This window comes from Mesorhizobium sp. B1-1-5 (assembly GCF_006443065.1).
GTDB lineage: Bacteria > Pseudomonadota > Alphaproteobacteria > Rhizobiales > Rhizobiaceae > Mesorhizobium.
On the sequence record NZ_VFWS01000013.1, the window covers coordinates 46,305 to 62,642 of the forward strand.

Below are 16,338 nucleotides of genomic sequence, written 5' to 3' on the forward strand. Positions count from 1 at the left end.
CGCCGCTACAGCCGATCGTGGCAAGCTTCGCAAGCAGCAACGGGTCGAGCACTCCGCTCCGGACAAATCCCTGTTGCCAGGATCGCAGCACTTCCTCCGACAACTCGACGAGAATTTCCGACCCCAGTTTCTGGGTCGACGAATTGCAATCGGCACCCCTGGTCTCGAATTCCGCATCGGCAAGGCCTTGCATAAGTTCGGAGGCGCCGACGAAAAGATCGACCACGGCGGCGTGACGTTCGATACCGGCGGGCAGATCGCCGATTGCTGCCGCTGCGACCAAGGCAGCTTCCCTGAGCTGTTGTGCGCTGCGCGTTCGCTTGTGGTCGCCGAAGACGATCATGCGGCTCCTATCCCCCTGTCTGGCCGCCAACGCGAAGCGGCGCCTCTTTGATCCGAGATCCGGCTCAGCAATTTTTCGCGGCGCGAAGGAACATTCGAGGTCGCTCCCGGTTCGGCGCGAGGAACTTACCTCCAGCAAAGAGGCAGCGGTTTCGTGACATCGAAGAAAGTTCGTATCGGCATCGTTGGCGTGGGCAATTGCGCGTCATCTCTTGTGCAAGGTCTCTCCTACTACCGCCACGCCAACGGCAACGAGCCGATCCCCGGGCTGATGCATGCCGACCTCGGCGGCTATCATGTCGACGACATTGAGGTCGTCTGCGCCTTCGATGTCGCGAAAAACAAGGTTGGGCGCGATGTGGCGGAAGCGATCTACACCGCGCCCAACAACACCTTCCGTTTTGCTGATGTCGCGCCGACCGGCGTTCGTGTGGAGCGCGGCCCAACACTCGACGGCATCGGCAAATATCTGCGAGACGAGATCGAAGAGTCGGATGAACCAGTCGCAGACGTAACCGCCCGGCTCCGGCGAAGCGGGGTCGAGGTGCTGATATCCTATCTTCCGGTCGGCTCCGAACAGGCGACGCACTTTTATGCCGAATGCGCGCTTGAGGCCGGCTGCGCCTTCGTCAATTGCATCCCTGTCTTCATCGCCTCGCGGCCGGAATGGCGCCAGCGCTTCGAGGAGCGCGGTCTTCCCCTCGTCGGCGACGATATCAAGAGCCAGGTCGGCGCAACCATCGTGCACCGGCTGCTCGCCAATCTCTTCCGGGAGCGCGGCGTGCGCATCGATCGCACCTATCAGCTCAACTTCGGCGGCAACACCGACTTCCTCAACATGCTTGAGCGCGAGCGGTTGGTATCGAAAAAAATTTCCAAGACGCAATCCGTCACCAGCCAAATCGACGTCCCGCTCGAGGCCGGCAACATCCATGTCGGCCCCAGTGACCATGTCCCGTGGCTGACTGACCGCAAATGGGCCTATATACGGGTCGAAGGCACCACCTTCGGCGGCGTGCCGCTCAATGCCGAGCTCAAGCTGGAGGTCTGGGATTCGCCCAATTCCGCGGGCGTGGTCATAGACGCCGTCCGCTGCGCAAAGCTGGCCCTCGACCGTGGCATTGCCGGCGCGCTCACAGGCCCCAGCAGCTACTTCATGAAGTCGCCGCCCCAGCAGTTCACCGACGCCGAGGCGCGCCTGCGCACATTGGCCTTTATCGCCGGCGGGGACGAGCCGTTGCTCGATGCCGCCGAATGACCACGACTTTCTTTCTCATCCGCCACGCGGCACATGATCATGTCGGCTGCTATTTGGCCGGGCGGCTCGAAGGCGTTCGCCTCGACGAAGCCGGCCAGGCCCAGGCGCTGCAGCTCGCGCGCCGCATGGCACGTGAGCCGCTCGCGGCAATTTTCAGCAGCCCGCGCGAGCGCGCGCTGGAGACCGCAAAGCCGATTGCGATCGCCTGCGAGGTCGAGAAGATCGCGATCTGCAAGGAACTCGACGAGATCGACTTCGGCGAATGGTCCGGCAAGACCTTCGAGGAATTGAACGGCGACGCAAGCTGGCGCCTTTGGAATGACCAGCGCCAGAGCGCCCGCACGCCGAGCGGCGAGACCATGCTGGATGTGCAGCACCGAATCGTCGGTCTGATGGATGCGTTGCGCGAAAACGGCCAGGGCCAATGTATCGGCCTGGTCAGCCATGCCGATGTCATCAAGGCGGCCGTCTGCGCGATTCTCGGCCTGCAGCTCGGCGACTGCTTCCGCTTCGATATCGCGCCGGCCTCGGTCACCACAGTCGTTCATGGCGACTGGGGTTCCAAGCTCATCCGCCTCAACGAACTCCCCTGACGGAGCGGCTGGCTATGCGCATGGTCATATTCGGTCTCACCGTCACGTCTTCATGGGGCAACGGCCATGCCACGCTCTGGCGTGGGCTGATAGGCGCTCTGGCCCCATTTGGCTGGTCGATCAGCTTCTTCGAGCGCGACACGCCCTATTACGCCGGTGCCAGGGACCTCGACCGGCTCGATGCTTGCAACATCATTCTCTACCCGGACTGGGAGAGTATCCGCCATGAGGCCGAGGCCGCAATACGGCAGGCCGACGTGGTCATAGTCACCTCTTATTGTCCGGACGCCGTAAGGGCCTCGCGGCTCGCCAACGAGAGCTGCCGCGGGCTGAAGGTGTTCTACGATCTCGATACACCGGTAACGCTGGCGAGAATCGAGCAAGGTGACTATCCGGCCTATTTCGAGCCGGATGGCCTGCGCGATTTCGACCTGATCCTGAGCTATACCGGAGGACCGGCGATCGATGCGCTGAAGCGTATTCTCGGCGTGCGCCATGTCCTGCCGCTATACGGACATGTCGACCCCAACCGGCACCAGCCGGCCCGGCCACGGTCCGAGTTCGCCGGCGATCTCTCCTATCTCGGAACCTATGCCGAGGACCGGCAGGCGGCCGTGGAAAGACTGCTCGTAGCTCCAGCGGCCCAACTGCCGAACCGCCGCTTCATCATCGGCGGCGCACAATATCCAGCGGACTTTCCATGGAGCGGCAATATCTTCTTCGTCAGGCACCTGCCGCCCGCGGATCACCCCGCCTTCTTTTCCTCCTCGCGCCTGACGCTGAACGTCACCCGCGAGGCGATGGCGCGCAAGGGCTGGTGCCCGTCAGGCCGGCTGTTCGAGGCAGCCGCCTGCGGCGCCGCGATCATCTCCGACGATTGGGCCGGCCTCGACAGCTTCTTCACGCCCGGCAGCGAGATTCTGTTGGCACACACCACCGGCGACGTCGTCGCCGCGCTTGGCCTGTCGGACAACGAAATCGAGGCGCTTGGCCGCCGCGCCCGTGAACGCGTCCTCGACGAGCACACGTCCGCGCACCGCGCCGCCGAACTCGATCGCATCTTGAACGCCGCCGCGTCCATGGCAGGTGGAGCAATGGAGGAAGCCGTCTGATGTTGGGGATCGTGCCTGCCGCAGGCCGCGGCAGCCGCATTCAGCCGTTGGGTTTTTCCAAGGAGCTGTTGCCGGTCGGCAGCCGGCTGGACGGGCAGACCGAACGCCCTTGCGCGGTGAGCGAATATCTGGTGCGGCGGATGGTCCGCAACGGCGTCGACCGCATCTGCTTCATTATCGGTTCCGGCAAGTCGGACATTCTCGAATATTATGCCGCGGGCTATGACACCGCCGCAGCAATTTTCGTCGCGCAGCCCTCCCCGATCGGACTGTGCGATGCGATCTTCCGTGCCGAGCCGCTGGTCACGCCGGAAGAAACGGTCCTGATCGGCCTGCCGGACACGATCTGGTTCCCCGAGGACGGCTTCTGCCGCCTGGCCGACGACCGGCTGTCCTTTCTGATGTTTCCGGTCGATCGCCCGGAACTCTTCGACGCCGTCGTCCTGGATCAGAGCGGACGTGTCGAGCAAATCCAGGTCAAGCAAGCTGATGCCGCAACAAACTGGGTCTGGGGCGCCTTCAAGATGCCTGGCCGTATCTTCCACCAGCTCGCGGCACTGTGGCGCCAGCGCGACGGCTTCGACGAGTATTTCGGCACGCTGGTCAACGCCTATCTCGCAGCCGGAGGCGAGGCCTACGGCGTCAAGGCCGGAACGGCCTATGTCGACGTCGGCACTTTCGATGGATATCGCACGGCGCTCAGGCTGCTCGAAAGCAATGATGTCGCTGAAGAGGAGACCCCGCCGATGTTCGCATCGCAAGATCTCTCAACGGTGCCAACTCTTCCAGGCGAAGGAGCTTAGCCATGCTGCATTCCAGCACGGAAATACGCCGCCGCATCGACGCACTGGGACCGTGGTTCCACAATATGGAGCTTGCGGGCGTGGAAACCGCGCCGGATCATTTCCTCGGCAATTATCCGCTGATCAAATGGCGCAAATTCGCGGATGCCATTCCGACCGACCTTTCGGGCATGTCCGTGCTCGACATCGGCTGCAACGCCGGCTTCTATTCGATCGAGATGAAGAAGCGTGGCGCCGATCGCGTGCTCGGCATCGATTTCGACCAGGCCTACCTCGCCCAGGCGCGCTTCGCCGCCGAGATCGCCGACTGCGATATCGAATTCCGGGAAATGTCCGTCTACGACGTCGGGGCGCTTGGCGAGCGCTTCGACATCGTGCTGTTCATGGGTGTGCTCTACCACCTGCGCCATCCGCTGCTGGCGCTCGACCTGATCCGCGCGCATGTCGCAGGCGACCTGATGATCTTCCAGTCGATGCAGAGGGGCAGCGGGGAAGTCCTGCCGCTCGAACAGAACTACCATTTCTGGACACGCGACCTCTTCGATCAACCTGAATTTCCCAAACTGCACTTCATCGAGCATCGCTATGCGGACGACCCGACCAACTGGTGGATTCCAAACCGTGCCTGCACCGAAGCGATGCTGCGCAGCGCCGGCTTCGAAATCGTGCTGCACCCTGAGGACGAGGTTTATTTCTGCCGTGCGGCGGGCAATCCGGCCGACGGCGCCGCCGTCTATCCCGTGAAAGGAGAGGCCGATGATTGAAGCCGCGATGATCTGGAACGAGCCCAACAACAAATCGCATTGGGATCCCGAGCTCGATCCGGACTGGAGCCGTTTTGCCTCGATGGCAATCCTGGCGGCCGATGCGATCGACCGGGAGAACCCGGCCGTCACAAAGGTGCTGGGCGGTATTTCGCCGATCGATGCCGGCTTCATGACGCGCATGAAGGATTTCGGCGTGCTCGACCATGTCGACGCCGTCGCGGTGCATGGCTTCCCGCTCGACTGGAACCTCTGGCAAATCAACGAATGGCCGCAGAAGCTCGGCGAGATCGCCGCCATCACCGATCTGCCGATCTGGGTCAGCGAAGTCGGCGTGTCGACCTTCGGCGCCGAGGAGATCCAGCTCTGGGGCCTGCGCCGCACGGCCGAGCTGCTGCTTGGGATCGCGCCGCGGGTGCAGTGGTACAGCCTCTATGACCTGCCGCGTTCATGGGAGGCGACGACGCGCCATCGCGAGGCGGAAGGCTCGTCCTATTACAGGCACTTCTACATGGGCCTGCTGCGCGAGGACGGCACGCCCAAGCCGGCACTCGAGGAGTTCGTGCGCCACACCCCGCAAATGGGCCTGGTACAGTGGTTCCATTTCGAGGACCATCGGCTGGATGATGCCGTTGCCTGGATGCACCGACTGGGCGTGACGCACCTGCGCACTGGCCTGTCCTGGGCGGACAGCTTCCGGCCGAATGCGCTGGACTGGTTCGATCGCCAGATGGAAGCGCTCGCCGACTTCAACGTCACGGTGACCTTCTGCTTCACGCCCGAGCATCGCGGTCTCCAGCCCCACCACACAAGTCCGCCGCAGGTGCCCGAGGAATTCGCCGAATTCTGCGCGGCGATGATCCGCCGCTACGCTCCTGCGATCAGCGACGACATGACACGAACGCGGCGCGTGTCGGCGGCATGGTGAGTTCCGGCTCGATCGGCGATGACACTGACTGTCCTCAACGTCGCCTACCCCTTAGCGCCTGTCGGGCCGGATGCGGTCGGCGGCGCCGAGCAGGTGCTGTCGGCGCTGGACCGGGCGCTGGTTGAGAAGGGCCATCGGTCGGTTGTCGTCGCCTGCCACGGGTCAAAGACGGCCGGCGTCCTGGTGGAAACACCGGCCGAAGCAGGCGTGCTCGACAAGGCGGCGAAGGACCGGGCCCAGCAGGCGCATCGCGACGCGATCGTGGCCGCCCGGGCGCGCTGGCCTATCGACGTCGTTCACCTCCACGGCATCGACTTCGACGCCTATCTGCCCACCGACGGCCCAACCCTGGTGACGTTGCACCTGCCGCTGGGCTGGTATCCCTCCGAAGTGCTTGCGCCGTCGCGCGAGGACCTGTGGCTGCACGCGGTCTCAGAGGCGCAGCACAGGACGGCGGCGGTAGGGTCGAGGCTTGCGAAGGCTATTCCAAACGGCGTCGATATCGATGCGCTGAACGAGCCCCGGTTGCGGCGCAATTTCGCTTTGGTGCTCAGCCGCATCTGTCCCGAAAAGGGCGTCCATCTCGCAATCGAGGCAGCCAGGCGCGCCGGAACTCCCCTGGCGATCGCCGGCCAGGTCTATCCCTATGAGACCCATTTGCGCTATTTCGCCGACGAGGTCCGTCCTCGTCTCGATCGGCAGCGGCGTTTTCTCGGGCCGCTGGGCTTTCGCGCCAAACGGCGGCTGCTCAACGCCGCCCGCTGCCTGGTCGTCCCCAGCCTTGCCGCCGAAACAAGCTCGCTTGTCGCGATGGAGGCGCTTGCCTGCGGCACGCCGGTCGTCGCTTTCCCGAATGGCGCCCTTCCCGACGTCGTCCAGCATGGCAGAACCGGATTTCTGGTCAATGACGTCGAGGAGATGGCTAACGCCATCGTCCATTCTGGGGCGCTGGACCATGAGACCTGCCGGGCCGAGGCGCGCCGCCGCTTCTCGCTTGAGCGCATGGTCACATCCTACATGGATGCTTACGAAGCGCTGGCGAAGCTTGGCACCCGCCGCGCCTTGCTGGGAACCGCCTGATGGGCGGTCTGCGCACCGAGATCATTCGCGATCCCGGGACGTTCGAGGACCTCGAGCCGTACTGGTGGCAGCTCTGGGGGCGGAGCATCTCGGCCACGCCGTTCCAGTCTCCTGCCTGGCTGATCCCCTGGTGGCGTACATTCGCACCGGGCGATCTCACGGCAATTGCCGTGTGGAGCGGAGACGAACTCGCCGGACTGGCGCCGCTCTATATCGAAAGGCATGATGGCGGTCAGCGCCTGCTCCCCATCGGGATTTCGCTGAGCGACTATCTCGACATTTTGTGCGCGCCGGAACTGGAGGCGGAGACTGAGGCCGCCATAGCCGAAGCGGCGCTGTCGCTGGAATGGTCGCAGTGGATCCTGCCCGATCTCTCGGCCGATGCCATATCGCTGAGCCTTGAGCTGCCGAATGCCGAAGAGCGCCGATCGATGGCGCACGCGGCCTGTCCCGTGCTGTTGCTCGATGGAGATCGGACTCTGGCCCGCTCGGTTCCGGCGAGACGAAGGCGTCAGTTGCGTCGCGCCGAGAGAGCTGCCCGGCGAAGAGGCGCCGTCATTGTCAGCCGCGGCGAATCCGATTCGCAGACATTTCTCGACACGCTCATCCGACTGCATGGCGCGCGCTGGACCGGCCATGGCGGTGGCGTGCTGTCCGACACGGTTGTGGAATTTCATCGCCGGGCCCTGCCGCGGCTTGCCGATAACGGCATGGCGCGATGCTTGACGATCCAGATCGACGGTGCCGTCGTCGGCGCCTATTACGGTTTTCATCACCGCGACCGGGCCTATGCCTATCTTGGCGGTTTCGATCCGGCCTATGCCGACGAAAGCCCCGGCGCGATTCTGATCGGGCATGCCATCACCGGAGCCGCCAGCGAGGGCGCGCTGGAGTTCGATTTCCTGCGCGGCAGGGAAGGCTACAAATATGGCTGGGGCGCGAAGGACCGCTGGACGGCGCAGAAGGTGTGGACCAGGAGCGCGTCGCCGTGAACGTCGCGAGCCAACCCGGCGCGATTGCCAGGCGCCTGCTCGAGGATTGCATGACAGACGGCCTTTCCGTCGACAACGCGCTGGCCAGATTGGCCGTTTATACCGACAAGACGACCAGCGCGGCGCAATTGGCGGATATCGCGCTGGACATGCGTCCAAGCCATGCTCCCCGGCGATGCTGGCTAGAGGAGGTCGCCACGATGCTTCGTGGCAAGGCGGACGCCTTCGACAAGGTCCGCAGAGCGGCTGCCTGCGTGTCGCATGACCGGCCGGATAGCGAACCGACCGCCATGACCGTCAAACGGCTGGCCGGCAGCTTCGATCGGGCGGCCGCCATATCTCCCGCGGCCAGCGTGCAGTTGTCCTCGCTTGGCGACGAGCACAGGCTGTCGACCACGACCGCCGAGATTGTCGCATGGCTGGAACAGCAGGATTTCCTTGGTGCCCATAAGCACATACTGGACATCGGCTGCGGCATCGGGCGTCTCGGACATGCGCTCGGCACCCACGCAGGAGATGTCATCGGCATCGATATCTCGTCGCGGATGATCGAAATCGCGCGCTGGCGATGCGCCGGCCTTGCCAATGTCGAATTTCGCCTGACCTCGGGCCTTGATCTCGGCGATTTCGCCGACGCAAGCTTTGACGGCGTGCTGGCCCTGGACAGTTTTCCTTACCTGGTGCTCGCTGGGGTTGCCGAGCGGCATTTCAGCGAGATCGCGCGCGTGCTGCGGCAGGGAGGAATGGCAGCGATCCTCAACTATTCCTATCGGACATCGCCGGGCATCGATTCCGGCGACATCAGCCGTCTTTCTCAAGCATGCGGCATGGACCTCGTGGTCGACGGCGAAATGCCGTTCGGCAGTTGGGACGGCATGGCCTTCCTTGTCCGTCGTGACGGCGGAACATAACGCACCGGCGGCAGTTCGGTCACCGAACAGTTCCACGCCAGCAGAACAGGGAGAAGCAGATGGCATCCGGCGGTAAGAAGCAGATGGGCCGCGGCAGCCAGGGCAAGGGTTCCGGGACCGGAGCCAAGACGACGCTTGCAAAGGACGTGGTCGGCGAGAACGACGTGCTGTCCAACCGGGACAAGAAGCAGCACACCGAGCAACGCGGTCAGGACGGCAACCGGATCAAATCCGATCAGTATCAGGATCACGCTGCGAACCGCCTTCCCAAGGATTGAGCTGATGTTTCCAGATCACCTCTTGCCGCAAAATCCGGGGACAACGGACCGGAAACCCTACAGCCTGCGGCAAGCGCCTTGCATAGGCCGGTCGGCTATGCCTCTGTGAGATTTGAAGGGGCCTCTGTTTGTTAAGAGAATGCCATGTCTCACAGGAGTCAGCGCGACCTTTGCGCCCAGGTTATCCAGAGCTTGGACCAGGAGATCGCATCGCTGCTGAACGCTATCGAGCGGGAGGAGGTCCCTGACCGGCTGACAAGGCTTGCACTCGAACTGCAGAACGCTTTGATCGAAAAGCGCAAAGGCGACATGACCGGTGAGCGCGGCTGAAGATGTCACCAGCAAGGATGCGGCATTCCTTGGAGACGGGAAGTCATCGATATCGCCCGCTGTCGCGTGATCGGTGGAACCTTAACATAAGTTAATCGTTGTAGCCGATTGGGGATCATCCCGATGGCTGGCAGAACTCCGGAAGTGGACGAACTCATTCGGCGGCTGGTCGCACAGACGGGCATCACCGAAGCGCAAGCGCTCGAACTTGTTTCTCTGCTCGGCCTGAATTGGGCCTCGTTGATGAGAGAGGCCAAAGTCATGACAGCAGCCCAGCGCCGGTAGGAATTTGGCCGGGCCTAGCGCCTTGCGCCCTCTGTATCCCAATGATTGTCCGAAAGTTGACGGCGTGGCTCGATCAGCGCTTGCGGCGAGCTTTCTCCGAGGAATTCCAGAACGCCGGCACGGGCGCGGTTGAGGCGGCTTTTGACGGTGCCGACAGCGCAACCGCATATTTGCGCGGTTTCTTCGTAGCTTACGCCCAGTACGCCGATCAGCATCAAAACCTCACGCTGATGGGACGGCAGCTTCTGGATGGCTTGATGCACTTCCCTGCTTTGCACGGACCAATCCTGGGACGGTTCCGAAATCGGCCGGCTGGAGGCGCAGTCGAGCAGTCCGGGCGCCTCCCTGGCCGCCGCCTTGACACGCGTGTAGTGCGTGTTTCGCATGATGGTGAAGAGCCAGGACTTCAGGCGCGTGCCGGGCTCGAATTTGTCCAGGTTGGCGAGCCCCTTGGACAATGTTTCCTGCACAAGATCGTCGGCATCGTCAGGCACGCGACAGAAGGTTCGCGCAAAAGCCCGCAACGCAGGAATGAGATCGACGATGGAGATCTCCTCGGCGCTGGGGTTCGGCAAATTATGCTCTCTGGATGACAATGTTCCGGCCCCAGCAAGTAGAAATTACGCGGTGCAGACTAGGGAGAATGTTTGAGAAATAGGAACGTTCCTGTTTTCCATCGCTCGGCCAAACTTTTGGCGAGGTGGCGTGATCGAACGGAGCGGCAACATTCAACGGGCCGCCTCGATCTTCGGTTCCTCGATATACCAAGGCATGGAAATGATCACGATGTCCGATCCGCCGAACTCGAGCAGTTTGGCGTGCAGTCGGCGAGCGCGCTGCGTATGCAGCATATATTGCCACCAATTGGGCGGCACGACCTCTGGGAGCAGCACTGCAATGGCGCGGCCATCGAACTCGCCGCGCAGCGCCTTGATCTCCTTCAATAACGGCTCGTACATCAGCCGGTAGTCGGCATTGAGGAGAAGCAGGCGTGGCGGGCGCAGGCCAGCCGCCCTCGCCGGCGCTTCCACATCCTGCGACCACCTCCCGCGAATTGCGCGCTCTTCGTCGCTCTCTTCACCCGACAGCCGCGCCACATGGACGGCGATGACATCTCCGGACAGGTGAAAAGCAAAGCTGAGCGCCTTGTCCGCCATCCTGTTCCATTGCTGGGTCACGACAAGAACGACAGGGGGCTCGGTGCTGCTCAAATCGACTTTCCCGGGCTCGCGCAGACTTGCCTCGAGCTGGTCGTAATAGCGCCTCACCAACCGCAGCAGGAGGATCACAACCGGGATGACGATCACCGTGATCCAGGCGCCTTCCCTGAATTTGGCGACGACAATCACGATGAGCGCCAGCGCGGTGACTATGCCGCCGAACGCGTTGATCGCCAGATGCATCCGGTTGCCGGTCCGGTTCGTGTCCTTGGTTGTGCGAAGCGCCCTTACCCAGTGCATCACCATCCCGGTCTGCGACAGCGTGAACGTCAGAAAGGCGCCGATGGCGAAAAGCGGGATCAGATGGTCGGTGATGCCGCCGAACACGACCAGCAGCAGTCCCGCCGACGAGGCGAGGTAAAGGATGCCGATCGAGAAAACGAGCCGGCGGCCAACCATGGCGAAGGGCTTGGGAAGATACCCGTCTTCCGCCACCATGCGGCAAAGGCGGGGGAAATCGACGAAGCTTGTATTGGCCGAAAGCGCCAGCACGCAAAGCAGGCTACCGATGGCGACATAGTAGAAAACCCCGTCGCCAACCACGGCATGCGCAAGTTGCGACAGCACGCTCTGATAGCCGTCCTTCTCCTGATCCATCGCACCGATACGGTAGCGTGCCGACAGGAAGGCGATGCCGCCGAGCAGCAGTCCAAGGATCAGACAGATCGCCGCCAGCGTGCGCCGGCCGTGCCTGACGGGCGGATCCTTGAATGCGGTCATGCCGTTGCTGACCGCCTCTACGCCGGTCATCGCCGTGCAGCCGCTGGCAAAGGCGTGCATCAAGAGGAGCAGGCTTGCCGTTTCGGATGGCTGTTGCAGGGGCGGCGGTGGAATTGCCGGCACCGGCTGACCGCTGGAGGCAAGTGTCTTCGAGACGCCGATCGCCAGGATCGCCAGGAAGCTCGCAACGAACAGATAGGTTGGCAAGGCAAACAACCGGCCGGCATCGAGCGTGCCGCGCAGGTTTACGACGGTTACCAAGAGCAGGATCCCGAGGCAGATCCAAAGCGTGTAGGCATGCAGCGAAGGCAGCGCCGACACCAGCGCGCCGACGCCGGCAGAGATGCCTACGGCGACATTGAGCACGTAGTCGACCATCAGCGCGGCGGCGGCGAGCAGGCTGGCGTTGCGGCCAAGATTTTCGCGCGAGACGATATAAGCGCCCCCATTGCTGGGGTAAGCGGCGATGGTCTGGCGGTAGGAAAGATAAAGGACCGCGAGCAAACCGACTATGGCGCCCATGATCGGACCGATATGGCCGAGACCCGCCGCGCCGAGTGGGATCAGGATCGTGAGCGCCGCTTCCGGCCCATAGGCCGACGAACCCAGCCCATCGAGGCCCATTGCCGGCACGCCCTCGAACACGCCGATCTTGCGTTGCGACTGTTCCTGATTTGCCAGGCGGCGGCCGAGAATCCAGCCCAGTATCGACATGTCGTTGTCCCGGGAAACTTCTCCCGAATAGCGCGGGAAGAAGAATGTTCCTCGACTGCGACTTCCGATTCTGAGTGCGGGCGGGAATGGGCCGGTCGCTAGGATTCACCAGTTCCCGTTGCTGGAGAGCGACCGAGCGCAGCGATGGAACTCTATCGAGTGGCCTCTGGGATCGCCCAATCTCTATTTCGTGCTGTCCACGCAAACTCTAAGAACGATCTCTTGACTAACGGCTTCCGCTAGTAAAGAGTGAGTTCTTAGTGGGCTGGTAGGGAACGTGAGCGTTCCTTGCATGCGGACGTTGAAACGACGTCATCCCTGGGGCGAGCTCCCAAGACGTGCCGAAGCGCACAACAGGCCGATACGCAAACGTGACCGCAGGCGGCGAAAAGATCGATGCCTTCGTTCCCTTCGATCTGCCGCCTGCGCGGCCGGCGCTCGCCATCGACGCAAAGCTTGAACATCGCCTTGGGCAGGCCGAGCAGGCGCTTGCCCGGCTCGATCTGGCGGGCGAGATGGTGCCTTCGCTCGACTGGTTCATATACGCCTTCGTACGCAAGGAGGCGGTGATCTCGTCGCAGATCGAGGGCACGCAAGCATCGCTCGTCGACCTTCTCGCCTTTGAAGCCGAGGATCAGCCCCAACCCAACGCCGATGTCGAGGAGGTTACAAACTACCTCGATGCGCTTGCCTACGCGCGTGGTCAGCTCGCGTCGAAACGTGGTCAGCCGCTCTCGCTACGGCTTTTGAATGAAGCCCATAAGCGATTGATGCGTGGCGTGCGCGGCGGTAGCAAGCAACCTGGAGAAATACGCCGCAGCCAGAACTGGATTGGCGGAAGCCGGCCCGGGAACGCGGTCTATATTCCCCCGCCCTCCGAGAAACTCTCGCAACTTCTCAGTTCCTTCGAGAAGTACATCCATGCCGACGACCGGCTGCCAAAACTCGTGCGCGCGGGCCTCCTGCATGCGCAGTTCGAAACCATTCACCCCTATCTCGATGGCAATGGACGAATCGGACGGCTGATGATCGCCCTCCTTCTGGAGCACTGGGGATTATTGAAGGCGCCGCTCCTCTATATCAGCCTCTTCTTCAAGCGTCACCGCGAAGAGTACTACCGGCGCCTCAATGTCGTGCGGCTGGAAGGCGACTGGGAGGGCTGGATCGACTTCTTTCTCGATGGCGTGGCAACGATCGCCGATGAAGCCGTCGTCTCGGCCCGCGAATTGTTCAACCTCGTCAGTACGGATCGCACGCGGCTGCTCGGTGTGGAATCAGCATCCGTTTCCGCTCTCCGATTATTCGAGCGACTTCCGCGTCATCCGATCGTGACCGTCGCATCGGCGATGAAACTCCTCGAGACAAGCAAACCGACCGCGACCCGCGCAATCGAAGTGCTAGCCGGGATTGATATCCTCGTGGAAACGACAGGGAAGAAGCGCGACCGCAGCTTCGCATATCGAGCCTATATGGAATGTCTGCGAACCGGAACGGAACTGGATCTCAGTCGCTGAGCAGCGACTGTTCTGGATCAACTACGCTGGGACTGACTCCTTAGATTGTGCGCCGGAGAACTCGAGGACTTGTGTCATCGGAGCCCGGTCATGATTTGCAGGCATTGGGTGATAAGTGGAGCGGCAAAGGAAGGGTCCTATGCCAGAGAAAAGTAATCTTCGTGCTACACAAACAGCGTTTTGGCTGCGCGAAGAACCCAAATGACGATGATCGAATTTTCCCGTTCAATCATCGGTCAGTCGGCACCGCCTTTCGCCGAGGATGCGCTGACCTTGGCATCCAGGACCTTCATTTTCATGACTTGCGGCATGAAGGAACGATCCGCCTGTTTGAAGCTGGGTTCACAATTCAACAGGTCTCGCTGGTCACAGGCCACAAAGATTGGAAAATGCTACGACGATACACGCATCTAAAGCCGGAGATGCTTCATACTATCCAGGTGACGAAGGCTGCGTAGTTTGAGGTGCGAGGGCCGACAACGCTAGTCTAGGAGATGTCCGACGACTTCAGCTCGCCCACACTTGTTGTCCTTACGACTTCTGCGTAGCGCTATTTCTCCGGCAACCCGGCCGCCACCATCAGGCTCATGATCCGTTCGGAAGCCTTGAGATACACCGGGCTGGTGTTTTTGGTCGGCGCCGGCACATTGAGCGCGGTCGAGCCGGGCCTCAACTCAAGGGCCTTGGTCATCGTCGCCCGGGCTTCGGCGACGCGGCCCAATTGCTGATAGGCGGCGGCCAACAGCAGATGCGTGCGCCCGCTGGCCGACGTGATCGCGATCGACCGTTGCAGCCAGGGCAAGGCGTCTTCGGCGCGACCCATGAGCAGATAGGTGAAACCTGCCCCGATCGCCCAGGTCCAGCGCGCGACCGGGGGCGTATCGAAGCTGTCCGCCTGCTTGAACGTGGCGAGCGCGTCGTCGAAGCGGCCGAGGAAAACCTGGGACAGCCCGATGAGGTACAGCGCGATCCCATCCCATGGATCGCGCGCGAGCACCTTGCCGCATGCCACCAGACTTTCGACGAATCGGTTTGTCGTCGACAGATACCGGCAATGCGCTTCCAGCACCGGAATGTAGTCGGGCTGCGCGCGCAACGCGCGCGCCATGATCGCCCCGATGCTGGTCTCGACCGTCTCTCGCTAGTCGGCGGGAAACCAGGCCATCTGAATGCCACGGAGCTGAAACGCCGCCAGCGCGACCTGCAAGTCGATATTGTCGGCGTCGTCGGCAAGGGCTTTTTCCAGCATGGCCTGCGCGGCTCGAAAGCGTTCCGGCGTCGTCTGGTTGATCGAGGCCGTCGCCTGCTCGATGGCGACCTTGGCGGCGCCGGACGGCACGCCTTCGGTCCGGCGTTCATCGGTATTCTGAAGCGCATTGATGCGTCCCGCCAGCGCGTGGCCCATGCCGGCGGTCAGGCGGGTCTGCTGACGTTGCGCATCGGCGTCGGCCAGATCAACGGAGAGCGATGTAGTCCATTTGACCGCGCCGGTTGCCGGTTCGGTCATGCGCGCGCGCAAATTCCACGCGGTTGCTGCCTTCTCCAGCTCGCTGCTGACGACGTAATCGACGCCCTTCGCGGCGTCGGAAGGAACCACCACGCGGATCGCGTCGATTTTCGCGAGTCCGTCGGTCAGATCGCGGGTGACGTCTGCCGCCATCCGGGCGGCCTGTGGATCATCGCCCGCCGCCATAGGCATCACGGCGACGGTCACGGGCGAGCCCGCGAGGAATCGGGGGAGCCATGTCGCTGCCGCCAGAGCCGACGCGCCGAGCCCCGCCATAGCCACAAGGGCGGCGCGGCGCCGCATGCTGAAACCGTGCCGATTCGGGCTCGGCTCGCTTTGTATTTCGGGCTCGATCGCCGGGCTGGCTTGTTCCGGCGCGTCCGTATCCGTCGTGTCCGTCACCTCGGCAGCGAACAGGTAGCCGCGGCCGGATATCAGCTTGATCCTCTGTCGCTGATCGTCGCCCAGCGCGGTGCGAATCTCGCGGATTGACTGGAATAGGCTGTCCTCGCCGATATGGACGCCTGGCCAGACCGCCTCCATCAACTCCCGCTTGCTGAGGACCCTCCCCGCATTGGAGGCGAAAAACGTCAACATTTCGAGGCTTCTCGGCCGAATTTTGATGACGTCGCCGTCTGGCGCTCGCAGTTCGGCCAGTTGCCGGTCCAGTTCAAAATCTAAAAATCGCAACACGCGGCACTTTACCCCCTCCGAAACGGCAAACCGCCGCAAAACTATGTCTAGGTACTATAAAGCGCGGCGGAAGGCGCCATATTCAGAAAATAACGGAAAGATTCAGAACCTAGCAGCGGTCGATTCAGGACGTTTCCGACGTGCGGTGCCAGAAAGGGACGGGAATGACGTAGGCGGGGATGAATCGAAATCCGGCGGCCGCGCGTCTCTTTCTGGGCCGGGGAACCATGGATTCAAGAACAGTTTCGACTTCCGCGCGCGCCGTTGCTTCATCGCGCAACGTCACTTGGCACC

Annotated in this window: 19 protein-coding genes; 15 read left to right on the forward strand and 4 right to left on the reverse strand. The window is 62.5% G+C overall.

Annotated elements, in window-relative coordinates:
- Window positions 1–73 precede the first annotated feature (73 nt).
- From FJ980_RS35300 to FJ980_RS34615, 13 genes are all read left to right on the forward strand, one after another.
- The gene (locus tag FJ980_RS35300) at window positions 74–394 is read left to right on the forward strand and encodes a hypothetical protein (RefSeq protein WP_246676340.1); all 321 of its coding nucleotides are present in this window, start codon (window positions 74–76) and stop codon (window positions 392–394) included.
- Window positions 395–496: 102 nt separating this feature from the next.
- The gene (locus tag FJ980_RS07505) at window positions 497–1,600 is read left to right on the forward strand and encodes an inositol-3-phosphate synthase (protein WP_140542285.1); all 1,104 of its coding nucleotides are present in this window, start codon (window positions 497–499) and stop codon (window positions 1,598–1,600) included.
- Window positions 1,597–2,193, forward strand: coding sequence for a histidine phosphatase family protein (locus tag FJ980_RS07510; RefSeq protein WP_140542286.1), 597 nt, complete (start codon window positions 1,597–1,599; stop codon window positions 2,191–2,193). Before FJ980_RS07505 ends, FJ980_RS07510 begins: the two co-directional genes overlap by 4 nt.
- A gap of 14 nt (window positions 2,194–2,207) precedes the next feature.
- On the forward strand, window positions 2,208–3,305 hold the full coding sequence (locus FJ980_RS07515; protein ID WP_140542287.1) for a glycosyltransferase: 1,098 nt from the start codon (window positions 2,208–2,210) through the stop codon (window positions 3,303–3,305).
- On the forward strand, window positions 3,305–4,108 hold the full coding sequence (locus FJ980_RS07520) for a nucleotidyltransferase family protein (protein WP_140542288.1): 804 nt from the start codon (window positions 3,305–3,307) through the stop codon (window positions 4,106–4,108). Before FJ980_RS07515 ends, FJ980_RS07520 begins: the two co-directional genes overlap by 1 nt.
- A 2-nt stretch (window positions 4,109–4,110) precedes the next feature.
- Window positions 4,111–4,872, forward strand: coding sequence for a TIGR04290 family methyltransferase (locus FJ980_RS07525; protein WP_140542289.1), 762 nt, complete (start codon window positions 4,111–4,113; stop codon window positions 4,870–4,872).
- The gene (locus FJ980_RS07530; protein WP_140542290.1) at window positions 4,865–5,800 is read left to right on the forward strand and encodes a beta-xylosidase; all 936 of its coding nucleotides are present in this window, start codon (window positions 4,865–4,867) and stop codon (window positions 5,798–5,800) included. The genes FJ980_RS07525 and FJ980_RS07530 overlap by 8 nt, the downstream gene beginning before the upstream one ends.
- Window positions 5,801–5,818: 18 nt before the next feature.
- Window positions 5,819–6,880 carry a glycosyltransferase family 4 protein gene (locus FJ980_RS07535; RefSeq protein ID WP_140542291.1) on the forward strand — a complete coding sequence of 354 codons (1,062 nt, stop codon included), beginning with the start codon at window positions 5,819–5,821 and terminating at the stop codon, window positions 6,878–6,880.
- On the forward strand, window positions 6,880–7,872 hold the full coding sequence (locus tag FJ980_RS07540) for a GNAT family N-acetyltransferase (RefSeq protein ID WP_140542292.1): 993 nt from the start codon (window positions 6,880–6,882) through the stop codon (window positions 7,870–7,872). The genes FJ980_RS07535 and FJ980_RS07540 overlap by 1 nt, the downstream gene beginning before the upstream one ends.
- The gene (locus FJ980_RS07545; RefSeq protein ID WP_246676341.1) at window positions 7,869–8,783 is read left to right on the forward strand and encodes a class I SAM-dependent methyltransferase; all 915 of its coding nucleotides are present in this window, start codon (window positions 7,869–7,871) and stop codon (window positions 8,781–8,783) included. Before FJ980_RS07540 ends, FJ980_RS07545 begins: the two co-directional genes overlap by 4 nt.
- Before the next feature lie 59 nt (window positions 8,784–8,842).
- The gene (locus tag FJ980_RS07550) at window positions 8,843–9,061 is read left to right on the forward strand and encodes a hypothetical protein (RefSeq protein ID WP_140542293.1); all 219 of its coding nucleotides are present in this window, start codon (window positions 8,843–8,845) and stop codon (window positions 9,059–9,061) included.
- A gap of 192 nt (window positions 9,062–9,253) precedes the next feature.
- Window positions 9,254–9,391, forward strand: coding sequence for a hypothetical protein (locus FJ980_RS07555; protein ID WP_224544246.1), 138 nt, complete (start codon window positions 9,254–9,256; stop codon window positions 9,389–9,391).
- Window positions 9,392–9,514: 123 nt separating this feature from the next.
- Complete coding sequence (locus tag FJ980_RS34615; protein WP_181165011.1) at window positions 9,515–9,676, forward strand: hypothetical protein; 162 nt, start codon at window positions 9,515–9,517, stop codon at window positions 9,674–9,676.
- Window positions 9,677–9,690: 14 nt separating this feature from the next.
- Here FJ980_RS34615 and FJ980_RS07560 read toward each other — a convergent pair whose 3' ends face one another.
- Window positions 9,691–10,251, reverse strand: coding sequence for a sigma-70 family RNA polymerase sigma factor (locus FJ980_RS07560; RefSeq protein ID WP_140542295.1), 561 nt, complete (start codon window positions 10,249–10,251; stop codon window positions 9,691–9,693).
- A gap of 153 nt (window positions 10,252–10,404) precedes the next feature.
- Window positions 10,405–12,330: an APC family permease gene (locus FJ980_RS07565; RefSeq protein WP_140542296.1), complete on the reverse strand. Its 1,926-nt coding sequence runs from the start codon at window positions 12,328–12,330 to the stop codon at window positions 10,405–10,407.
- Between the two features lie 371 nt (window positions 12,331–12,701).
- Between FJ980_RS07565 and FJ980_RS07570 the strand changes: the two genes are divergently transcribed.
- Both FJ980_RS07570 and FJ980_RS07575 read left to right on the forward strand, forming a co-directional pair.
- Entirely contained in the window at window positions 12,702–13,844 is a 1,143-nt protein-coding gene (locus tag FJ980_RS07570; protein WP_348640649.1) for a Fic family protein, read from the forward strand.
- 161 nt (window positions 13,845–14,005) lie between these two features.
- Window positions 14,006–14,302 (forward strand): tyrosine-type recombinase/integrase, encoded by a 297-nt coding sequence (locus FJ980_RS07575; protein ID WP_246676346.1) that lies wholly within the window; start codon window positions 14,006–14,008, stop codon window positions 14,300–14,302.
- A 92-nt stretch (window positions 14,303–14,394) separates the two neighbouring features.
- Here the strand turns inward: FJ980_RS07575 and FJ980_RS35305 are convergent, their stop codons facing one another.
- Complete coding sequence (locus FJ980_RS35305; RefSeq protein ID WP_246676342.1) at window positions 14,395–14,952, reverse strand: tetratricopeptide repeat protein; 558 nt, start codon at window positions 14,950–14,952, stop codon at window positions 14,395–14,397.
- A 33-nt stretch (window positions 14,953–14,985) separates the two neighbouring features.
- Window positions 14,986–16,044, reverse strand: coding sequence for a winged helix-turn-helix domain-containing protein (locus FJ980_RS35310; protein WP_246676343.1), 1,059 nt, complete (start codon window positions 16,042–16,044; stop codon window positions 14,986–14,988).
- Window positions 16,045–16,338 lie beyond the last annotated feature (294 nt).